Origin of the sequence: Kitasatospora sp. NPDC048365 (genome assembly GCF_043200835.1) — a bacterium.
Taxonomy (GTDB): domain Bacteria; phylum Actinomycetota; class Actinomycetes; order Streptomycetales; family Streptomycetaceae; genus Kitasatospora; species Kitasatospora terrestris.
Genome location: NZ_JBICYJ010000020.1, coordinates 22,942 through 41,334 on the forward strand (window position 1 = coordinate 22,942; position 18,393 = coordinate 41,334).

An 18,393-nucleotide genomic window follows, 5' to 3' on the forward strand; every position below is an offset into this window, starting at 1 on the left:
GGTGGTACTGACAACGCGGCGCGCGGCGGGCCGGGGCGCGGGCACCGTCTGCCGCAGTCCAGAAGGGCAAATCGGATAAAACGCTCATATGGTGATGATTCGGGCTTGATTTTTCGGGCCCCCACCGAGCGGAGGCCGTGCGATGGAGCAGGTGAGCCACACCGGCAGCCGGCCTGCCGCACACCACCACCGGAGCATCCGCGTCCTCGGCGCCATGCTGCTCACCGCCCTGCTGCTCGGCGGAGCCGTCCCGTACGTCGCCGGACCCGGCCGCTCCTACCTCAGCTACCTGGTGCTCGCCGAACAGCAGGACGGCCAGGGCGCCCGGCTCGCCGCCGCCGAGGCGCGGGCCGCCGGCGGACAGGTCGTCCAGGACTACCCGCAGATCGGCGCGGTGCTCGCGTACGCCACCGGATCCTTCGCCGAGAAACTCCGCGGCCGCCCCGGAATAGCCGCCGTCGGCGCCACCCGCACCGCCGCCGTCCCCGGACCGCCCCGGCCGCTCACCGGGGCCGGCGCCTTCGGCAGCAGCGCCGAACAGGCCGACCGCGGCGACGACTCGACCGCGACCATCCCCGACCCGGCCGAGCAGAGCGACTGGAACCTCGCCATGATCGGCGCCACCGAGGCGCCCGTCGGGGTCTCCGCGCTGCTCCAGGCCCCCGCGATGGACCTGGCGGCCGGGCACGGCGCCGTCCCCTCCGCGGACCAGCTGCGCCAGGTCACCGTCGCCGTGCTCGACTCCGGCGTCGACGACACCCACCCCGACCTGCGCGCCGCCGTCGACCCGAACGCCTCCGCCTCCTGCGCCGACGGCCGACCCGACGCCCGGTACGGCGCCTGGCGGCCCGACTCCGGCGTCGCCGAGAGCGGCCACGGCACCCACGTCGCCGGCATCGTCGGTGCCGCCCGCGACGGCCACGGCGTCACCGGCGTCGCCCCCGGCGTGCGGATCGCCGCCGTCCGGCTGCTCGGACCGCTCGGCCAGTACTACGCCGAGAACATCGTCTGCGGCATGCTCTGGGCCGCCGACCACGGCGCCAAGGCCGTCAACGACAGCTACTTCGCCGACCCGTGGAAGTACAACTGCCCCGAGGACGCCGACCAGGCCGCGCTGATCGCCGCGGTCGGACGCGCCGTCGGCTACGCCCAGAAGAAGGGCGCCGTGGTCGTCGCCTCCGCCGGCAACGACGGGCAGGACCTCGGCGCCGTCCGGCCCGACCGGCGCAGCCCCAACGACCGGATCTCCGGACCCGGCCAGGACCGGCAGCTCGGCACCGAGTGCATCCGGCTGCCCGGCGAACTGCCCGGCGTGGTCACGGTGGGCGCCGTCGACCGGCGCGGGCTGCCCGCCGGGTACAGCAACTACGGGCGCGGGCGGGTGTCCATCACCGCGCCCGGCGGCGACCCGGACGGCGGGCCGCAGGGCGCGGTCGTCTCCGACTGGCCCGGCGGGCAGTACGCGGCGCTCGCCGGGACGTCGATGTCCGCCGCCCACGTCACCGGCGCGGTCGCCGTCGTCGCCGCCCAGCACCCCGACTGGGGGCCCGACCGGCTGGCCGCCGCCCTCGCCGAAGCGGCGGCGGCCGGCTGCCCCGGGCTGATCACGGCCGCCTGCCAGGACCGGGAGTACTACGGCGCGGGCGTGCTGGCGCTGCCGAAGTAGCGGAGCGGTGCGGGGTTCCGGCCGGTGGCCGCTCCGCGGGAGGAGTCCCGGCTTCGCCGAACGTCGGTGGCGGCTTCGCGGGGTGGGGCGGGGGAGTGGCCCGGCGTCCCGGCTTTGCCGAACCGGGGGTGCGGGCGGGTCGGGCGGTCGCCGTGGACGGCATGGGTGGGGGCCGGGGTGTCGGGGTGGTGGCGGATACTGGGGGCATGAGGCTGACGGAGTTCTGGCGGCGGATGTACGCGCATTTCGGCGAGGGCTACGCGGAGTCGTTCGCGCAGGACCACGTGATGACGGAGCTGGGGCACCGGACGGTGCGTCAGGCGCTGGACGCCGGGTGGGAGGCCAAGGACGTGTGGCGCGCGGTGTGCCAGACGCAAGGGGTGTCGGCGCAGCTGCGTTGACCCGATTCACCCCGTTGTGGGTGAGACTGTCCCGGTGGTCAGCAACGACGAGAAAACCCCGCACCCGGAACGGCTTCCCGACGACCGTCCGCCCCGCCGAGCGGCGTTGACCGGAGGGGCGATGCCGCGCTGGCTGCCCAAGGCGATGGTGCTGGCGCTGGTGCTGGTCGGGCTGTTCCAGCTGGCGAACTGGGCGTTCCACCAGCTGATCGACCTGTTCGTGATGCTGCTGGTCGCCTTCTTCCTGTCGCTGGCGATGGAGCCGGCGGTGGACCGGATGGCGGCCCGGGGCGTGCGGCGCGGGCTCGGGACGTTCCTGGTGTTCATCGGCCTGGCGGTGGCGGTGGCCGGGTTCTTGACCGCGCTCGGCACGCTGCTGGTCGACCAGGTGACCCAGATCTCCACCAGGCTGCCGCACTTGCTGGAGGACCTGATCAACTGGGTCAACCGGACCTTCCACCAGGACTTCTCGCTCAGCGAGCTGCAGCACCGGGTGCTCCAGGACTCCGGGACCATCGAGCGCTACGCCCAGCAGGCGGCGGACAACATCTGGGGGGTCTCCTCCACGGTGATCGGCGGCCTGTTCCGAGCGTTCACGGTCGGCCTGTTCACCTTCTACTTCACCGCCGAGGGCCCGCGGGTGCGGCGGACGGTCTGCTCGTTGCTGCCGCCGGCGAAGCAGGCCGAGGTGCTGCGGGCGTGGGAGATCGCACTGGCCAAGACCGGCGGGTACCTGTACTCGCGGGCGCTGCTCGCGGTGATCTCGGCGGCGGCGCACTGGATCGCGTTCGAGGTCATCGGGCTGCCGTACGCGGCGGCGCTCGGCATCTGGGTCGGTGTGATGTCGCAGTTCGTGCCGACCATCGGCACGTACATCGCGGGTGCGCTGCCGGTGCTGGTGGCGCTGACGGTCCGGCCGGTGGACGCGCTGTGGGTGCTGGCGTTCGTGGTGGTCTACCAGCAGATCGAGAACTACCTGCTGCACCCGCGGATCACCGCGAAGACGGTGGACGTGCACCCGGCGGTGGCGTTCGGCTCGGTGATCGCCGGGGCGGCGCTGCTGGGCGCGGTCGGCGCGCTGATCGCGATCCCGGCGGCGGCGACGCTGCAGGGGTTCGTCGGGACGTACGTGCGGCGGTACGAGGTGACCGAGGACCCGCGGATCGACCGGGGCGAGGAGCGCAGGGAGCGCAGGCGGCAGACCGTGCGCCGGTTGCGGCGCATGGTGAGCGGCGGATCGTCCGAGGAAAGCGCGGGTCAGGGGCAGGACGAGAGGCACGGGGGTGGATCGGACGGCCCGTCGGGGTCATAATCGAACTAATGTTCCCTATGCTCTTCGGCGGCGAGTTTTCCACAGGCGCGGGCCGATCCCGGCCGATTGTCAGTGGGACGCGCTAGCGTCGATGACGATGAAGCGCACAGCACAGAACCCGAGGGTGGAAGCCATGGCAGGTACGGACCGCGAGAAGGCGCTCGAGACCGCGCTCGCCCAGATCGAGCGGCAGTTCGGCAAGGGCTCGGTGATGCGCCTGGGCGAGAAGGCCAACGAGCCGATCGAGGTGATCCCCACCGGGTCCACCGCGCTGGACGTCGCGCTGGGCGTCGGCGGCATCCCGCGCGGCCGCGTGATCGAGATCTACGGCCCCGAGTCCTCCGGCAAGACCACGCTGACCCTGCACCTGGCGGCCAACGCCCAGCGGGCCGGCGGCACGGTCGCGTTCGTCGACGCGGAGCACGCGCTCGACCCGGAGTACGCCAAGAAGCTCGGCGTCGACACCGACGCCCTGCTGGTCAGCCAGCCGGACACCGGCGAGCAGGCGCTGGAGATCACCGACATGCTGATCCGCTCCGGCGCGATCGACCTGGTGATCATCGACTCGGTGGCGGCGCTCGTCCCGCGCGCCGAGATCGAGGGCGAGATGGGCGACTCGCACGTCGGTCTGCAGGCGCGTCTGATGAGCCAGGCGCTGCGCAAGATCGCCGGTGCGCTGAACCAGTCCAACACCACCGCGATCTTCATCAACCAGCTGCGCGAGAAGATCGGCGTGATGTTCGGCTCGCCGGAGACCACGACCGGTGGCCGCGCGCTGAAGTTCTACGCCTCGGTGCGCCTGGACATCCGCCGCATCGAGACGCTGAAGGACGGCACCGAGGCGGTCGGCAACCGCACCCGCGTCAAGGTGGTCAAGAACAAGGTGGCCGCGCCGTTCAAGCAGGCCGAGTTCGACATCCTCTACGGCGTGGGCATCAGCCGCGAGGGCGGCCTGATCGACATGGGTGTGGAGCACGGCTTCATCCGCAAGTCCGGCGCCTGGTACACCTACGAGGGCGACCAGCTCGGCCAGGGCAAGGAGAACGCCCGCAACTTCCTGCGGGACAACCCGCAGCTGGCCGACGAGATCGAGGCCAAGATCAAGGGCAAGCTCGGCATCGGCCCCAAGGTCGAGACCGAGGGCGGCGAGGCCGCTCCGGCCGCCGCCGAGGTCCCGGCTCCGGCCAAGACCGCCGCGGCGAAGAAGGCGGCGGCCGCTGCCAAGGCCTGATCCCTTGAGGTACGCAGATCCCGCCGATCGGTCACCGGGCTCCCGAGGGGGGCCCGGTGGCTTTGGCGACCCCGCGGACGAGGGCCCGCCGGACTGGTTCGCGGCCTGCGCGGAGCCCGAGCCCGAGCCCGAGCCAGGGCCGGAGGCGTACCGCGGACCGGACCCGGACCGCGGAGCGGCCGGGGAGCCGGGGACCGCGGAGGTGCCCGGCCTGCTCCGGGCCTCCGACCTGGCCGGTGGGCGGCGCCGCCGACGCACCGCGGTCGCCGAGGAGCGGCCGGAGCCCGCCGGCCGGCCTGGGCAGCCGGACGACGACGGCGAGCCCCGGCGGCCCGCGCGGAAGCGGCGCCGGGCCGAGGCGGGGGAGCGGGACCAGGAACGGGAGCGGGAGAAGAAGGCCGAGGAGCCGGTCGACCCGGAGGCCCGGGCCCGGGACATCTGCCTGCGGCTGCTGACCGGCGCCGCGAAGACCCGGCGGCAGCTCGCGGACGCGCTGCGCAAGCGCGAGATCCCGGACGAGGTCGCCGAGGGCGTGCTCGCCCGCTTCGAGGAGGTCGGGCTGATCGACGACGCGGCGTTCGCCGCGGCGTGGGTGGAGTTCCGGCACACCAACCGGGGCCTGTCCCGGCGGGCGCTGGCGCAGGAGCTGCGGACCAAGGGCGTCGCCGGCGACCTGGTCGAGCAGGCCGTCGCGCAGGTCGAGCCGGAGGACGAGACGGACGCCGCGCGGGCCCTGGTCGAGCGCAGGCTGCGCACCACCCGCGGCCTGGAGCGGGACACCCGGATCCGCCGGCTGGTCGGGATGCTGGCCCGGCGCGGCTACTCCGAGGGCCTGGCCTTCCGGGTGGTCCGGGAGGCGATCGAGGCCGAGGGCGGCGACGGACCTGACGGACCGTGGTGATGCGGAGTCAGATCGTGCAGGTCAACTCCGGATCACATCTTGACCGTTTCGTGACCTGCGCCTAGCCTCGCTGGCAAGGGGATCACTTTCGATCGCGCTTCGGCCACGCCTGCGCTGGATCGGTCGCAGGGGACGGGGAGTGGGCCGTGATGAGCATCGCCGCAGGCACCGGGTCGGGCTCGCCGATGCTGCTCGCCGCCCTGGTCCTGGCCGGGGCGCTCGGTCTGGTGGTGGCCGCGGCCTGGCTGATGGTCCGCCAGCGCCGGGCCGAGCTGGACCGCCGCGAGGAGCGGCTGATGGCCGAGCTGCACCGCCTGCACAGCCAGGAGGACGAGCTCGCCGCCCGGACCGTCGAGGCCGAGCAGCTGCGCACCGAACTCGGTGAGCTGGCCGCCGAGCGCCGCCGCTCGCTGGAGCGCACGGCCGGGCTGACGGCCGACCAGGCCCGGGCCGAACTGGTCCGGGCCGAGCAGTCGGCGGCGCGGCGGGAGGCGGCGGTCTCCGTCCGCGAGATCGAGCGGCAGGCCAAGGCCGACGGCGAGCAGCGGGCCCGGGAGATTATCGCCTCGTCGATCCAGCGGCTGGCCTCGGAGCAGACCGCGGACACCGTGGTGACCGCGTTCCCGCTGCCGAACGAGGAGATGAAGGGCCGGATCATCGGCAAGGAGGGCCGGAACATCCGGGCCTTCGAGGCGGTGACCGGGGTCAACCTGATCGTCGACGACACCCCGGGGCTGGTGCAGCTGTCCTGCTTCGACCCGGTCCGGCGGGAGGCGGCCCGGCTGACCCTGGAGGCCCTGGTCGCCGACGGGCGGATCCATCCGCTGCGGATCGAGGAGGCGCACGGGCGCAGCAGCGAGGAGGTCGAGCGGCTCTGCGTGCGCGCCGGTGAGGACGCGCTGCTGGCGATCGGCGCGGCGACCGGGGAGACCGCCCCGGAGCTGGTGCGGACGCTCGGCACGCTGCGCTACCGCAGCTCGTACGGGCAGAACGTGCTCGGGCACCTGGTGGAGTCCGCGCACATCGCCGGGATGATGGCGGCCGAACTGGGCGTCGACCCGGAGCTGGTGAAGCGGGCCGCGCTGCTGCACGACATCGGCAAGGCGCTCAGCCACCGGGTGCCGGGCGGGCACGCGGCGATCGGGGCGGAGTTCGCCCGACGGCACGGCGAGTCGGCCGAGGTGGTGCACGCGATCGAGGCGCACCACGGCGAGGTCGAGCCGCGGACGGTGGAGGCGGTGCTGACCCAGGCCGCCGACGCCTGCTCGGGCGGCCGGCCCGGTGCCCGGCGGGAGTCGGTGGAGGCGTACGTGCGGCGGCTGGAGCGCCTGGAGGAGATCGCCCGGTCCCACGACGGGGTGTCGAAGGTGTTCGCGATGCAGGCCGGGCGGGAGGTGCGGGTGATGGTGCAGCCGGACGTCGTGGACGACGTGCGGGCGCAGGTGATCGCCCGGGAGGTCGCCAAGCAGGTCCGGGAGGAGCTGACCTACCCGGGGCAGATCCGGATCACCGTGGTGCGGGAGAGCCGGGCCACCGAGTTCGCCCGGTAGGGCGCTCGGCGCTACCGGCGGGCGGGGGGTTCCGCGTCGGTCGGGGGCTGCTCGCGCAGGGCGTGCCCCTGGCGGACCGCGCCGGCCTCCACGGTCAGCGGCGCGGTCAGGTCGTGCAGCGAGTCCGCCTTGAGGCCCTGGGTGGTGCCGATGAGGTGGCCGTCCGGGCGGATCAGCAGGACGGTGTGCGGTTCGGCGCCGGGGTAGGCGTCGGTGACCAGGACCTCGACGGGGACCGGGAGGGCGGCGGCGACCTCGGCGAGCCGGGGCATCAGGCCGGTGCCGAGCCAGTGCTCGGACGACCAGACCGAGGTGCCGGGCGCGACCAGGAGCAGCAGGAAGCCGCTGCCCAGGCGTGCCCGCAGGTGGTCGGCGGCGCCGTCGGTGGTGACCACGGGCAGGTCGGGGACGAGCACGCCGGGGGCGGTGGCGGGCAGGTTCTCGGTGAGGGCGGTGGCGCGGCCGGCGCCGCCGCGCTGCGGCGGGACGCGGCCGGGCACGCCGGAGGGCGCGGCCGGGTAGGCGGGGGCGCCGCCGAAGCGCCCGGTGCCGAGCTGGCCGTCGGCGAGCAGCGGGGCGTGCTTGCGGAAGGAGCCGGTGAGCAGCGAGCGCCGGGTCTGCTGCCAGCCGCGCAGCGGGCGGAGCAGCGGCATGGTCTGGTCGACGGCGCGCAGCCGGGCGCCGACGGCGGCGCGGCGTTCGGTCTCGTAGCCGTCGAGCAGCGAGCCGCCCGGTTCGGGGCCGCCGGCGTGGAGGTGCCAGGCGAGGGCGAGCCGCCAGGCGAGGTTGTCGGCGTCGCGCAGGCCGTCGGCGAGGTTCTGCATGCCGAGGGCGCCGTGCAGGTGGGCGGCGTCGCCGGCGAGGAAGCACCGGCCGGACCGGAAGCGGGCGGCGAGCCGCTGCTGGGCGGTGTGGTCGGCGGCGGCGAGCAGGTCGTAGGCGGGGAGGTCGCCGCACCAGGCGGTGAGGGTGGACTTGACCCGGGTGAGCAGGGTGTCGCCGGTGACGATGCCGGGCCAGGTGGCGTGCGGGTCGACGGGTTCGGTGGGGGCGGGGCGGCCGGGAGGCAGCCGCCAGTCGAGCCGCCACAGGCCGTCGGGCAGGGGCCGGGCGGAGGCTTCGCGGTCGCCGCGCCACGGGGGTTCGCGGTGCAGCCGGGCCTCGCCGGGGAACGGCAGGTCGACCCGGACGGTGGCGACGGCGTGCCGGTCGACCGCGGGCCGGCCCGGGAAGCGGATCTTGAGCAGCTTGCGGACGGTGGAGCGGGCGCCGTCGCAGCCGACCAGGTGGCTGCCGCGCCACCAGGTGTCGCGGCCGTCCTGGGCGGAGGTGGTGCGGACGGAGACGCCGTCCCGGTCCTGCTCCAGTTCGACCACCCGGCTGAGCGGGCTGAGCTGGATCAGCGGGGTGGCGGTGACGGCGTCCCGCAGGCCGCGCTGGAGGCGGTGCTGGGCGAGGTGGAGGACCGGGTGGTCGTCCAGCGGGATGCGCAGCACCTCGGAGCGGCGGCGCCAGATGGAGAGGGTCTCCCAGCGGGCGGCGTCGGAGGCGGCCCGCGGGTAGCCGATCCGGGTCAGGAAGGCGGTGGACTCCTCGCCGAGGACGACGCTGCGCGGGCCCTCCGAGCAGACCCCGGCGCCCTCGTCGAGGACGATGCTGGGAACGTCGTTGCGGGCCAGCGCGAGGGCCAGGGCGAGGCCGACCGGCCCGGCCCCGACCACGATCACCGGGTCCACGTCGGCTCCTCCGGGCGCTCAGCGGGGGCAGCCGGGGCGGAGAGGGGGGTCCCAGGTGGTGTCACGAAGAGCAATGCAACAGATCACCTGGGTGTCCGTCAAGCAGCGTCCGGTGTGCGCCGGTTCGCGCCGCGGCGGCCACGCGCCTCCAGCCACCTGGCGAGGGAGGAGAGGGCCAGGCACATGCCGATGTAGATCGGGGCGACGATCAGCACCATCGGGATGAAGGGGTAGCCGTCCGGGGTGGAGGTGGTGGAGGCGATCAGCTTGCCCTGGTAGAGCAGCTCCGGGTAGGTGATGACGAAGCCGAGCGAGGTGTCCTTGAGGGTGACCACCAGCTGGCCGATCATCGCCGGCAGCATCGAGCGGACGGCCTGCGGGACCAGGATCAGCAGCATGACCTGGCTCTTGCGCATGCCCAGCGCGTACGCGGCCTCGCCCTGGCCACGCGGCAGGGCGTTGATGCCGCTGCGGATGATCTCGGCCTGCACCGAGCCGTTGTAGAGGGTCAGGCCGAGTACCAGCGCCCACATCGGCTGGTCCGGGAAGACCGCCTGGTAGAGCGCGAAGATCATGATCAGCAGCGGCATCGCGCGGAAGAACTCCACCACGGCGGTGGTGGGGGCGCTGAGCCAGCGGTGGTCGGAGAGCCGGCCGGCGGCCAGTGCGGTGCCGAGCACCAGGGAGCCGAGGGCGGCCAGGCCGAAGGCCTCCAGGGTGGCGACGGCGCCGTCCGCGAGGCGCTGCTGCACGGTGGTGTACTCGAACACCGACCACAGGTCACCGCTGAACTGGCCGGCGTCGGCCAGCGAGGCGAAGGCGTACCAGAACAGTCCGGCGATGCCGAGCACGCCGAGCACGCCGAAGGTGGCGTAGCGGACCTTGGCCCGCGGGCCGGGGAGGTCGTAGAGGACGGACGCGTTCTGGGTGCTCATCGGGCCACCGCCAGCTGCTTCTCGAGGACACGGAAGATCCCGCTGACGGTGAAGCTGATCACCAGGTAGGCCAGCGCGATCCAGAAGAAGGTCGCGAAGATCGGGTAGCCCTTCTCGTCGAACACCTTCTGCACGCCGAACGTCTCGGGGACGCTGAACGCACCGGCGACGGCCGAGTTGCGGGGCAGGGCGATGAAGATCGAGCTCATCGGCTGCAGCACGGTGCGGGCGGCCTGCGGCAGCACGATCAGGCGGAGCGTCTGGCCGAAGCCCATGCCCAGGCTGCGGGCGGCCTCGGCCTGGCCGAGCGGCACCGTGTTGATGCCCGAGCGCAGCACCTCGCAGACGAACGCCGAGGTGTAGACCGAGAGCGCCAGGACGGCGAAGGCGAAGGACGAGAAATGCACGTCCAGCCGGGGCAGGGCGAAGACCGCGATGATGAACAGCAGGGTCAGCGGGGTGTTGCGGAAGACCGTCACCCAGGCGGTGCCGAAGGCCCGCAGGATCGGCACCGGGGAGACCCGGAAGGCCGCCAGCACAACTCCCAGCAGCAGGGCGAACAGAGCACTGACAGCGCTGAGTTCGATCGTCTGCAGGAAGCCGTGGTAGAAGGTCGAGAAATTGCCGTCCTCGAACAATATGCCCACGCCGGCGGCCCTCCTCTCGTACTAAGGGATCGTCAGGGAAGCGGATCAGTAGCGCTCGAGCGGCGGGACGGCCGGGGCGGCCGCGCCGGAGAGGCCCAGGGTGGCGTCGTACGCCTTCTTCCAGTCGCCGTTGTCCTCGTGCGCCTTCAGGGCGTCGTTGACGGCGTCGCGCAGCGCCTTGTCGTCGAGCTTGAGGCCGACGCCGTACTTCTCGGTGGAGAAGGTCTTGCCGACCACCTTGAGCTTGCCGGCGTTCTTGGCGGCGTAGCCCTTGAGGATGGCGTCGTCGGTGGTGACCGCGTCGACCTCCTTGGTGAGCAGCTTGTCGACGCAGAGCGAGTAGTTCTCGTACGCGGTGACCTTGGCGCCGTAGGTCTTGATCTTGTCGATCGAGGTGGAGCCGGTGACCGTGCAGACCTGCTTGTCCTTGGTGGCCTCGGGGCCGGTGATGTCGGCGTTGTCCTTGTTCACCAGCAGGTCCTGGCCGGCGATGTAGTACGGGCCGGCGAAGGAGACCTGGGCCTTGCGCTTGTCGTTGATCGAGTAGGTGCCGACGTAGAGGTCGATCTGGCCGCCGGAGAGCGCGGTCTCGCGGTTGGCGGAGGCGACGGTCTTGAAGTCGATCTGGTCGGCGGAGAAGCCGAGGTCGGCGGCGACCATCTTGGCGATCTCGATGTCGAAGCCGTTGCGGGTGTTGTTGGTGACGTCCTCGAAGCCGAGGAAGGGCTGGTCGGCCTTGGCGCCGATGGTGATCTTGCCCTTCTTCTTGGCGGCCGCCCACACCGGCGAGGCGTCCAGCTTGAAGTCGGCCTTCGCGGTGTAGCCCGGGGCCTTCGGGGCGGCGGAGTCGCCGGAGGCGGCGTTCGGGGAGCCGTCCTTGCCGCAGGCGGCGACGGCGGTCAGGGCGAGAACGGACAGAGCGGCGGCGGCGGTACGACGAGCCTTCATGAGGGCGTGATCTCCTCGGAAATTGTCATGGTTCAGTCGGATGTTCGAAGCTGACGCTAGATCACCGGGGCACTCAGTGGTGCAGGATCTTCGAAAGGAAGTCCTTGGCGCGGTCGGACCGCGGCGCGGTGAAGAAGGCGTCCGGGGTGTTCTCCTCGACGATCCGGCCGTCCGCCATGAAGAGCACGCGGTTGGCGGCGGAGCGGGCGAAGCCCATCTCGTGGGTCACCACGACCATCGTCATGCCCTCGGCGGCGAGCGAGCGCATCACCTCGAGCACCTCGTTGACCATCTCGGGGTCGAGGGCGGAGGTGGGCTCGTCGAACAGCATCACCTTGGGCTTCATGGCCAGCGCCCGGGCGATCGCCACGCGCTGCTGCTGGCCGCCGGAGAGCTGGGCCGGGTACTTGTCCGCCTGGGCGCCGACGCCGACCCGCTCCAGCAGCTCGCGGGCGGTCGCCTCGGCCTCGGCCTTGGCCACCTTGCGCACCTTGACCTGGGCGAGGACCACGTTCTCCAGCACGGTCTTGTGGGCGAACAGGTTGAAGCTCTGGAACACCATGCCGACCTCGGCGCGCAGCCGGGCCAGCTCCTTGCCCTCGGCGGGCAGCGGGCGGCCGTCGATGGTGATGGTGCCGGAGTCGATCGTCTCCAGCCGGTTGATCGTCCGGCACAGGGTGGACTTGCCGGAGCCGGACGGCCCGATCAGCACCACGACCTCGCCGCGGGCGATCTCCAGATCGACGTCCTGCAGCACGTGCAGCGCGCCGAAGTGCTTGTTCACCCCGCTCAGCGCCACCAGCGGGGCGGCGTCGGAGACGGTCTTCTCGGTCATCGCGCCTTGCTCCCTCGTATCCGATCCCAGGGTGAACTCCCTTGGGCCGCAGTGCCACTGACGGTTCGATTGGTGCCGGGGGCCGGAGCCGGCGGAGCCCGCAGCCCCCGGTGGGGCGACCATAGACAACCTGGCGATGCTCCGTCAGCCGATCTGAGGGGAACTTGAGGATCACGAATCGGCTACGCCAGGTGACTGCCGGGTTGCATATCGGGTCAGTAACGGTCCGCCGGGGACGGTCGACGGACATTGACCCGGCGGGCTCCGATGGGAGTGGATGCCAGGATGCCCTGGAGTTGTTCCGGAGCTAGCCATGACAATGGCTGGAGAACACCGAGAACCGGAACCAGGAAAGGAGCGCGGATGCGCCTGCTTCTCGTCGAGGACGACGACCGCGTCGCCGCCGCGCTGGTCGCGGTGCTGGGCCGGCACGGCTTCCAGGTCCGGCACGCCCGCAGCGGCCACGAGGCGCTGGACGCCCTCGTCCCGGACGGCAACGAGCCGTTCCGGGTGGTGCTGCTCGACCTCGGGCTGCCCGACCGCGACGGCTTCGAGGTGTGCAGCCGGATCCGGGCCGGCAGCGGCGTCCCGGTGATCATGGTCACCGCGCGGGCCGACATCCGCTCCCGGATCCACGGCCTCAACCTCGGCGCCGACGACTACGTGGTCAAGCCGTACGACATGGGCGAGCTGCTCGCCCGGATCCACGCCGTCGCCCGGCGCGGCTCCGGCGCGCCCGCCGAGGCCGCCGCCGAGCGGCCCTCCGGCCCGCTGGAGTCCCGCGGCGTGGTGATCGACCGCGAGCGCCGCCGGGTCAGCGTCGAGGGCCGCGACGTGCCGCTCACCCGCAAGGAGTTCGACCTGCTGGCGCTGCTCGCGCAGAGCCCCGGCGTGGTCTACCGGCGCGAGCAGATCTTCAGCGAGGTCTGGCGCAGCGGCTGGGAGGGCAACGGCCGGACGCTGGAGGTGCACATCGGTTCGCTGCGCACCAAGCTCGGCCTGCCCGGGCTGGTCGAGGCGGTCCGTGGCGTCGGCTACCGGCTGATCCCGGACGAGCCCGGCGACCCGGCGCCGCTCGGGGACCCCTCCGGCAGCGGCGAAGCGGGGCGCTGACCCGCTGTGCGCAACCGCCTGCTCGGCATCCTGCTCGCCCTGATGGCGGCCGTCCTGGCCGCCCTGGGCGTGCCGCTGGCGTACCTGATCGCCTCCGTCGAGCAGGGCCGGGTGGTCGTCGACCGGATCGACGACGCCGCTCGCTTCGCCCAGGACCTGCCCACCCAGGGCCGGGCCACCTCCGCCATGAAGGGCGATCCGCAGCCCGCCACCGGCGATGCCAGCCGGCTGCACATGCTCGGCGTCGAGGCCGCCCGCTACCACGAGCTCTACGGGGCCCGGATCGGCGTCTTCCGCCGCGACGGCAGCGCCGTGGCCGTCGCCCCCGACGACTGGCGGCTGCCCGAGACCGGGATCGGCGCCCAGGCCTTCCAAGAGGCGCTGGACGGCCGCCGCAGCCACAACTCGCCGCAGGTCTGGCCGTGGACCGACGACCGCACCCTGACCGTCGCGCTGCCCGTGGTCCGCGACGGCGACGTGGTCGCGGTGATCCTCACCGAGTCGCCCACCGGGCCGCTGCGCGCCCGGATCCTGCACCGCTGGATGGTGATCGGCGCGGGCGAGGCGCTCGCCATGATCGTCGCCGTCCTGCTGGCCGTCCGGCTCACCGGATGGGTGCTGCGCCCGGTCCGCACCCTGGACCGCGCCACCCACGACATCGCCACCGGCCGGATGAACGCCCGGGTCGCGCCCAGCGGCGGACCGCCCGAGCTGCGCCGCCTGGCCCGCTCCTTCAACGACATGGCCGACCACGTGGTGCTCGCCATGGACCAGCAGCGGGCCTTCGTCGCCGATGCCTCCCACCAGCTGCGCAACCCGCTCGCCGCGCTGCTGCTGCGGGTCGAGCTGCTCGGCCTGGAGCTGCCCGAGGGCCACGAGGAGGAGCTCGGCGCGGTCCGCGAGGAGGGCTCCCGGCTCGCCCGGGTGCTGGACGACCTGCTCGGCCTCGCCACCGCCGAGCACGCCCGTCCCGAACCCGAACCGGTCGACCTCACCGCGCTGGTCCTCGCCCGGATCGACGCCTGGCGGCCGCTGGCCGCCCAGCGCGGCGTCGAACTCGTCTGGGACGGGCCCCCGCTCGCGCACGGCTGGGTCGACCCGATCGGCTTCGGCAGCGCGCTGGACGCGGTGATCGACAACGCGCTGAAGTTCACCCCCGCCGGTTCCGAGGTGCGGGTCGCCGTCGAGCTCGGCAAGCGCGAGGTCGCCGTCGCCGTCGTCGACGCGGGCCCCGGCCTCACCGAGGAGGAGCTGGACCGGATCGGCGACCGCTTCTGGCGCTCCTCCCGCCACCAGAACGTGGACGGCTCGGGCCTCGGCCTCTCCATCGCCCGCACCCTGCTGCTGGCCGGCGGCGGCGGGCTCTCCTTCGCGCCCGCCGCGCCCGCCGGCCTGGTGGTCACGCTGACCGTGCCGCGCAAGCGCGACAAGCACTGAGCCGGTCAGGCCCTCAGGGCTTGATCGAGATGTAGTAGCGGCGGGCGCCCTCGTGCAGCGGGAGCGGGTCGGTGTAGACCGCGGTGCGCAGGTCCACCAGCTGGGCGGCGTGCACCTGGTTGCCGATGTTGTCCCGGCTGTCGATCACCGCCCGGGTGATGCCCTGCACCAGCGCCGGGTCCACGTCCGCCCGGGTGACCAGCAGGTTCGGCACCGCCACGGTGGCCACCGCGGTGTTCGCCGGCTCCGAGTGCGGGTACGCGTCCGCCGGGATGGTCGCCGCCCGGTACGCGTCCACCCCGCCGCCCTCGATCAGGTGCAGCGACTCGGCCAGCTCGCCCAGCGGCACGATCCTGATCCGCATCTTGTCCGACAGGTTGGTCAGCGCCGCCGTCGGCAGGCCGCCGGACCAGAAGAACGCGTCCAGCTTCCCCTGGCGCAGCTGCTCGGCGGAGTCGCCGATGCCCAGCATCGCCGGCCGCACGTCCTTGTCCGGGTCCAGGCCGGCCGCGCCCAGCAGCCGCCGGGTCACCAGGTTCACCCCGGACTTCGCCTGCCCCACGCCGACCCGCTTGCCGCGCAGGTCCGCGGTGCGCTTCACCTGCGAGTCCGCCGGGACCACCAGCTGCAGGTAGTCGTCGTACAGCCGGGCCATCGCCCGCAGCTGCGGCTTCCCCGCGCCGTTGAAGCTCGCCACCGCGTCGGCCGTGGCGATCGCGAAGTCGTCCTGCCCGGTGGTCACCCGCTCCAGGTTGTCCAGCGAGCCCTGCGAGTTGTCCAGCTTCAGCTGCACCCCCGGCATCACCCGCGCCACCTGGCCGCGCAGCAGCTGCCCGTACCGGTCGTACACCCCGCCCGGCACCCCCGTCGCGAAGCCCACCTCGCCGCGCGGGTACGCCGCGCCCCGGTCCGAGGAGAGCCACCAGCCCGCCGTGCCCCCCACCACCAGCAGCAGCACCGCCGCCGCCCGGCACAGCCGGCTGCGCGCGGCCGCGCGCAGAGCGGAGCTCAGGCGGGTCTCAGTCGTGGTGTCGGCCATACGAGGGATAGTGCCAGGCCCGGCCGCTCGGCGGGAGGCCCGACCCGGTGCCCTTACCCTTGCTGTCGTGGGTATGGAGGAGAGCTTGCGAACTTACAAGGTCGTCACGTACGGCTGCCAGATGAACGTCCACGACTCCGAGCGCCTGTCCGGGCTGCTGGAGGAGGCGGGCTACGCCAAGGCCGAGCAGGACGGCGAGCCCGACCTGGTGGTCTTCAACACCTGCGCCGTCCGCGAGAACGCCGACAACAAGCTGTACGGCAACCTCGGCCGGCTCGCCCCGGCCAAGCAGGCTCACCAGGGCATGCAGATCGCCGTCGGCGGCTGCCTCGCGCAGAAGGACCGCGACACCATCGTGCGCAAGGCGCCGTGGGTCGACGTCGTCTTCGGCACCCACAACATCGGCCACCTGCCCGCGCTGCTGGAGCGGGCCGCCGTCGAGAAGAAGGCCCAGGTCGAGATCCTGGAGTCGCTGGAGACCTTCCCCTCCACGCTGCCCACCCGACGCGAGTCCGCGTACGCGGCCTGGGTCGCCATCTCGGTCGGCTGCAACAACACCTGCACCTTCTGCATCGTCCCCGCGCTGCGCGGCAAGGAGGAGGACCGCCGGCCCGGCGACATCCTCGCCGAGGTCGAGGCGCTGGTCGCCGAGGGCGTGGTCGAGGTGACCCTGCTCGGCCAGAACGTCAACGCCTACGGCTCCGACCTGGGCGACCGGCAGGCCTTCTCCAAGCTGCTGCGGGCCTGCGGGGAGATCGAGGGGCTGGAGCGGGTCCGCTTCACCTCGCCGCACCCCAAGGACTTCACCGACGACGTCATCGCCGCGATGGCCGAGACGCCGAACGTGATGCACCAGCTGCACATGCCGCTGCAGTCCGGCTCCGACACCGTGCTGCGCGCGATGCGGCGCTCGTACCGGCAGGAGCGGTTCCTCGGGATCATCGAGAAGGTGCGGGCCGCGATGCCCGACGCCGCCATCTCGACCGACATCATCGTCGGCTTCCCCGGCGAGACCGACGAGGACTTCGAGCAGACCCTGCACGTGGTGCGGGAGGCGCGGTTCGCCAACGCCTTCACCTTCCAGTACTCCAAGCGCCCCGGGACGCCGGCGGCCGAGATGGAGAACCAGATCCCCAAGGCCGTGGTCCAGGAGCGCTACGAGCGGCTCGTGGCCCTGCAGGAGGAGATCTCCTGGGAGGAGAACAAGAAGCAGGTCGGCCGGAAGCTGGAGATCCTCGTCGCCGAGGGCGAGGGCAAGAAGGACGACCGGACCGACCGGCTCTCCGGGCGGGCGCCCGACAACCGGCTCGTGCACTTCAGTCGGCCCGAGGGCGGCGTACGACCCGGCGACATGGTGACCGTCGAGATCACGTACGCGGCGCCGCACCACCTGCTCGCGGAGGGGCCGGTGCTCGACGTCCGGCGGACGCGGGCCGGCGATGCGTGGGAGAAGCGGCAGGCCGCGCCGGAGACGGCGAAGCCGGCGGGCGTGCTGCTCGGGCTGCCGAAGATCGGCGCGCCCGCGCCGCTGCCGCCTGCGGCGGACGGCTGCTGCTGACCCGTGAGCGTCGAAGCCGCCCGCGTAGCGAGACTGCTGCGGGGGCGGCTTTCGCGTTGGGGGGTGGCCGGCCGCGCAGTTCCCCGCGCCCCTGTCGGGGCGCGCTATAGGGTGATCGGCATGCTCATTGGTGCTGCCGTGTGTCCTTGTCCGCCCTTGCTCGTGCCGGAGGTCGCGGCCGGGGCCGCGTCCGAGGTGGACGGGTTGCGGGAGGCGTGTCTGGCGGCGGTGGGGGAGCTGCTGGGTGCGGAGCTGCTGGTCGTGGTGGGGACCGGGGCGAAGGCCGGGGTGTGGACCGAGGGCGGGGTCGGGTCGTTCCACCGGTACGGGGTGAAGCGGGCGGTGCGGCTGCCGTCGGGCGGGGTGGACGGGCCGGAGCTGTCGCCGTCGCTGACGGTGGGGGCGTGGCTGCTGGAGCAGGCGGGCGCGCAGCTGCCGACGCACGCGGTGGCGGTGCCCGCGGACACCGCGCCGGAGCGGCTGCTGGGCCTGGGCGAGGGCCTGGCGGAGCTGGCGGACCGGGTGGCGCTGCTGGTGCTGGGCGACGGCAGTGCGCGGCGTTCGGTGAAGGCGCCGGGCTACCTGGACGAGCGGGCGGAGGGCTACGACGCCGCGGTCGCGGCGGCGCTGGCGGCGGCGGACACCAAGGCGCTGGCCGCGCTGGACCCGGTGCTCGCCGCCGAGTTGCAGGTGGACGGCCGGGCTCCGTGGCAGGTGCTGGCGGGTGCGGCGGAGGGCGCCGGTCTCGGCGGTGAGCTGCGGTACGAGGCGGCGCCCTACGGTGTCGGCTACTTCGTCGCGTCCTGGCGCTGACGGCCGGCCGGGGGGTCAGCTCGCCGGGGGCTCGTCCTTCGGCTTGGAAGCGAAGTCGTCGACCGCGTGCTTGGCCTTGCTGGTGCCGCTCTCGATCTTCTCGCTGTACTTGTGCTTGGTGACCTTGTCGACCGCCGCGCCGGTCTTCTCGACCATGTTGTCGATCTTCTCGTTGTGCTTGCCGGCCAGTTCGCTGGCCTTGCCCTTCAGCTCGCCGGCCTTGCCCTTGAGGTTGTCCATCAGGCTGCTCATGACTCCCCTCCTCCTCTCG

Annotated in this window: 17 protein-coding genes; 10 read left to right on the forward strand and 7 right to left on the reverse strand. The window is 73.0% G+C overall.

Features of this window, described 5'->3' with window-relative positions; genetic code table 11:
- Positions 1–142: 142 nt before the first annotated feature.
- From ACGFX4_RS21185 to rny, 6 genes are all read left to right on the forward strand, one after another.
- Positions 143–1,666, forward strand: coding sequence for a S8 family serine peptidase (locus tag ACGFX4_RS21185; protein WP_393076527.1), 1,524 nt, complete (start codon positions 143–145; stop codon positions 1,664–1,666).
- Between the two features lie 206 nt (positions 1,667–1,872).
- The gene (locus ACGFX4_RS21190) at positions 1,873–2,067 is read left to right on the forward strand and encodes a DUF3046 domain-containing protein (RefSeq protein WP_393076530.1); all 195 of its coding nucleotides are present in this window, start codon (positions 1,873–1,875) and stop codon (positions 2,065–2,067) included.
- A gap of 121 nt (positions 2,068–2,188) precedes the next feature.
- Positions 2,189–3,379: an AI-2E family transporter gene (locus ACGFX4_RS21195; RefSeq protein WP_393076533.1), complete on the forward strand. Its 1,191-nt coding sequence runs from the start codon at positions 2,189–2,191 to the stop codon at positions 3,377–3,379.
- A gap of 133 nt (positions 3,380–3,512) precedes the next feature.
- Positions 3,513–4,610, forward strand: a complete 1,098-nt coding sequence (gene recA / locus ACGFX4_RS21200) for a recombinase RecA (RefSeq protein WP_393076536.1) — start codon at positions 3,513–3,515, stop codon at positions 4,608–4,610.
- 202 nt (positions 4,611–4,812) lie between these two features.
- On the forward strand, positions 4,813–5,511 hold the full coding sequence (locus ACGFX4_RS21205) for a regulatory protein RecX (RefSeq protein ID WP_393076538.1): 699 nt from the start codon (positions 4,813–4,815) through the stop codon (positions 5,509–5,511).
- 149 nt (positions 5,512–5,660) lie between these two features.
- Positions 5,661–7,061: a ribonuclease Y gene (rny, locus tag ACGFX4_RS21210; protein ID WP_393076541.1), complete on the forward strand. Its 1,401-nt coding sequence runs from the start codon at positions 5,661–5,663 to the stop codon at positions 7,059–7,061.
- A gap of 11 nt (positions 7,062–7,072) precedes the next feature.
- Here rny and ACGFX4_RS21215 read toward each other — a convergent pair whose 3' ends face one another.
- From ACGFX4_RS21215 to ACGFX4_RS21235, 5 genes are all read right to left on the reverse strand, one after another.
- Entirely contained in the window at positions 7,073–8,797 is a 1,725-nt protein-coding gene (locus ACGFX4_RS21215; RefSeq protein ID WP_393076543.1) for an FAD-dependent monooxygenase, read from the reverse strand.
- Between the two features lie 98 nt (positions 8,798–8,895).
- Complete coding sequence (locus ACGFX4_RS21220) at positions 8,896–9,732, reverse strand: amino acid ABC transporter permease (protein WP_393076546.1); 837 nt, start codon at positions 9,730–9,732, stop codon at positions 8,896–8,898.
- Entirely contained in the window at positions 9,729–10,379 is a 651-nt protein-coding gene (locus ACGFX4_RS21225; protein WP_393076549.1) for an amino acid ABC transporter permease, read from the reverse strand. Before ACGFX4_RS21225 ends, ACGFX4_RS21220 begins: the two co-directional genes overlap by 4 nt.
- Positions 10,380–10,424: 45 nt before the next feature.
- Positions 10,425–11,327 (reverse strand): glutamate ABC transporter substrate-binding protein, encoded by a 903-nt coding sequence (locus tag ACGFX4_RS21230; RefSeq protein ID WP_393076552.1) that lies wholly within the window; start codon positions 11,325–11,327, stop codon positions 10,425–10,427.
- A 73-nt stretch (positions 11,328–11,400) separates the two neighbouring features.
- A complete protein-coding gene (locus tag ACGFX4_RS21235; RefSeq protein WP_393076555.1) occupies positions 11,401–12,162 on the reverse strand; it encodes an amino acid ABC transporter ATP-binding protein in 762 nt (253 codons plus the stop codon).
- A gap of 363 nt (positions 12,163–12,525) precedes the next feature.
- On the opposite strand from ACGFX4_RS21235, the gene ACGFX4_RS21240 reads away from it, so the two are divergent.
- Together ACGFX4_RS21240 and ACGFX4_RS21245 are read left to right on the forward strand one after the other, a co-directional pair.
- Entirely contained in the window at positions 12,526–13,275 is a 750-nt protein-coding gene (locus ACGFX4_RS21240) for a response regulator transcription factor (protein ID WP_393076558.1), read from the forward strand.
- 6 nt (positions 13,276–13,281) lie between these two features.
- A complete protein-coding gene (locus tag ACGFX4_RS21245) occupies positions 13,282–14,712 on the forward strand; it encodes a sensor histidine kinase (protein ID WP_393076561.1) in 1,431 nt (476 codons plus the stop codon).
- Positions 14,713–14,725: 13 nt separating this feature from the next.
- Here ACGFX4_RS21245 and ACGFX4_RS21250 read toward each other — a convergent pair whose 3' ends face one another.
- Positions 14,726–15,751 carry a TAXI family TRAP transporter solute-binding subunit gene (locus ACGFX4_RS21250; RefSeq protein ID WP_393076563.1) on the reverse strand — a complete coding sequence of 342 codons (1,026 nt, stop codon included), beginning with the start codon at positions 15,749–15,751 and terminating at the stop codon, positions 14,726–14,728.
- Positions 15,752–15,824: 73 nt separating this feature from the next.
- Here ACGFX4_RS21250 and miaB point away from each other — a divergent pair, with 73 nt between their 5' ends.
- Together miaB and ACGFX4_RS21260 are read left to right on the forward strand one after the other, a co-directional pair.
- Positions 15,825–17,309, forward strand: a complete 1,485-nt coding sequence (miaB, locus tag ACGFX4_RS21255; protein WP_393076799.1) for a tRNA (N6-isopentenyl adenosine(37)-C2)-methylthiotransferase MiaB — start codon at positions 15,825–15,827, stop codon at positions 17,307–17,309.
- Between the two features lie 120 nt (positions 17,310–17,429).
- The gene (locus tag ACGFX4_RS21260; RefSeq protein WP_393076566.1) at positions 17,430–18,122 is read left to right on the forward strand and encodes a hypothetical protein; all 693 of its coding nucleotides are present in this window, start codon (positions 17,430–17,432) and stop codon (positions 18,120–18,122) included.
- Positions 18,123–18,137: 15 nt separating this feature from the next.
- On the opposite strand, the gene ACGFX4_RS21265 is transcribed toward ACGFX4_RS21260, so the two are convergent.
- A complete protein-coding gene (locus ACGFX4_RS21265) occupies positions 18,138–18,374 on the reverse strand; it encodes an antitoxin (protein ID WP_393076568.1) in 237 nt (78 codons plus the stop codon).
- Positions 18,375–18,393 lie beyond the last annotated feature (19 nt).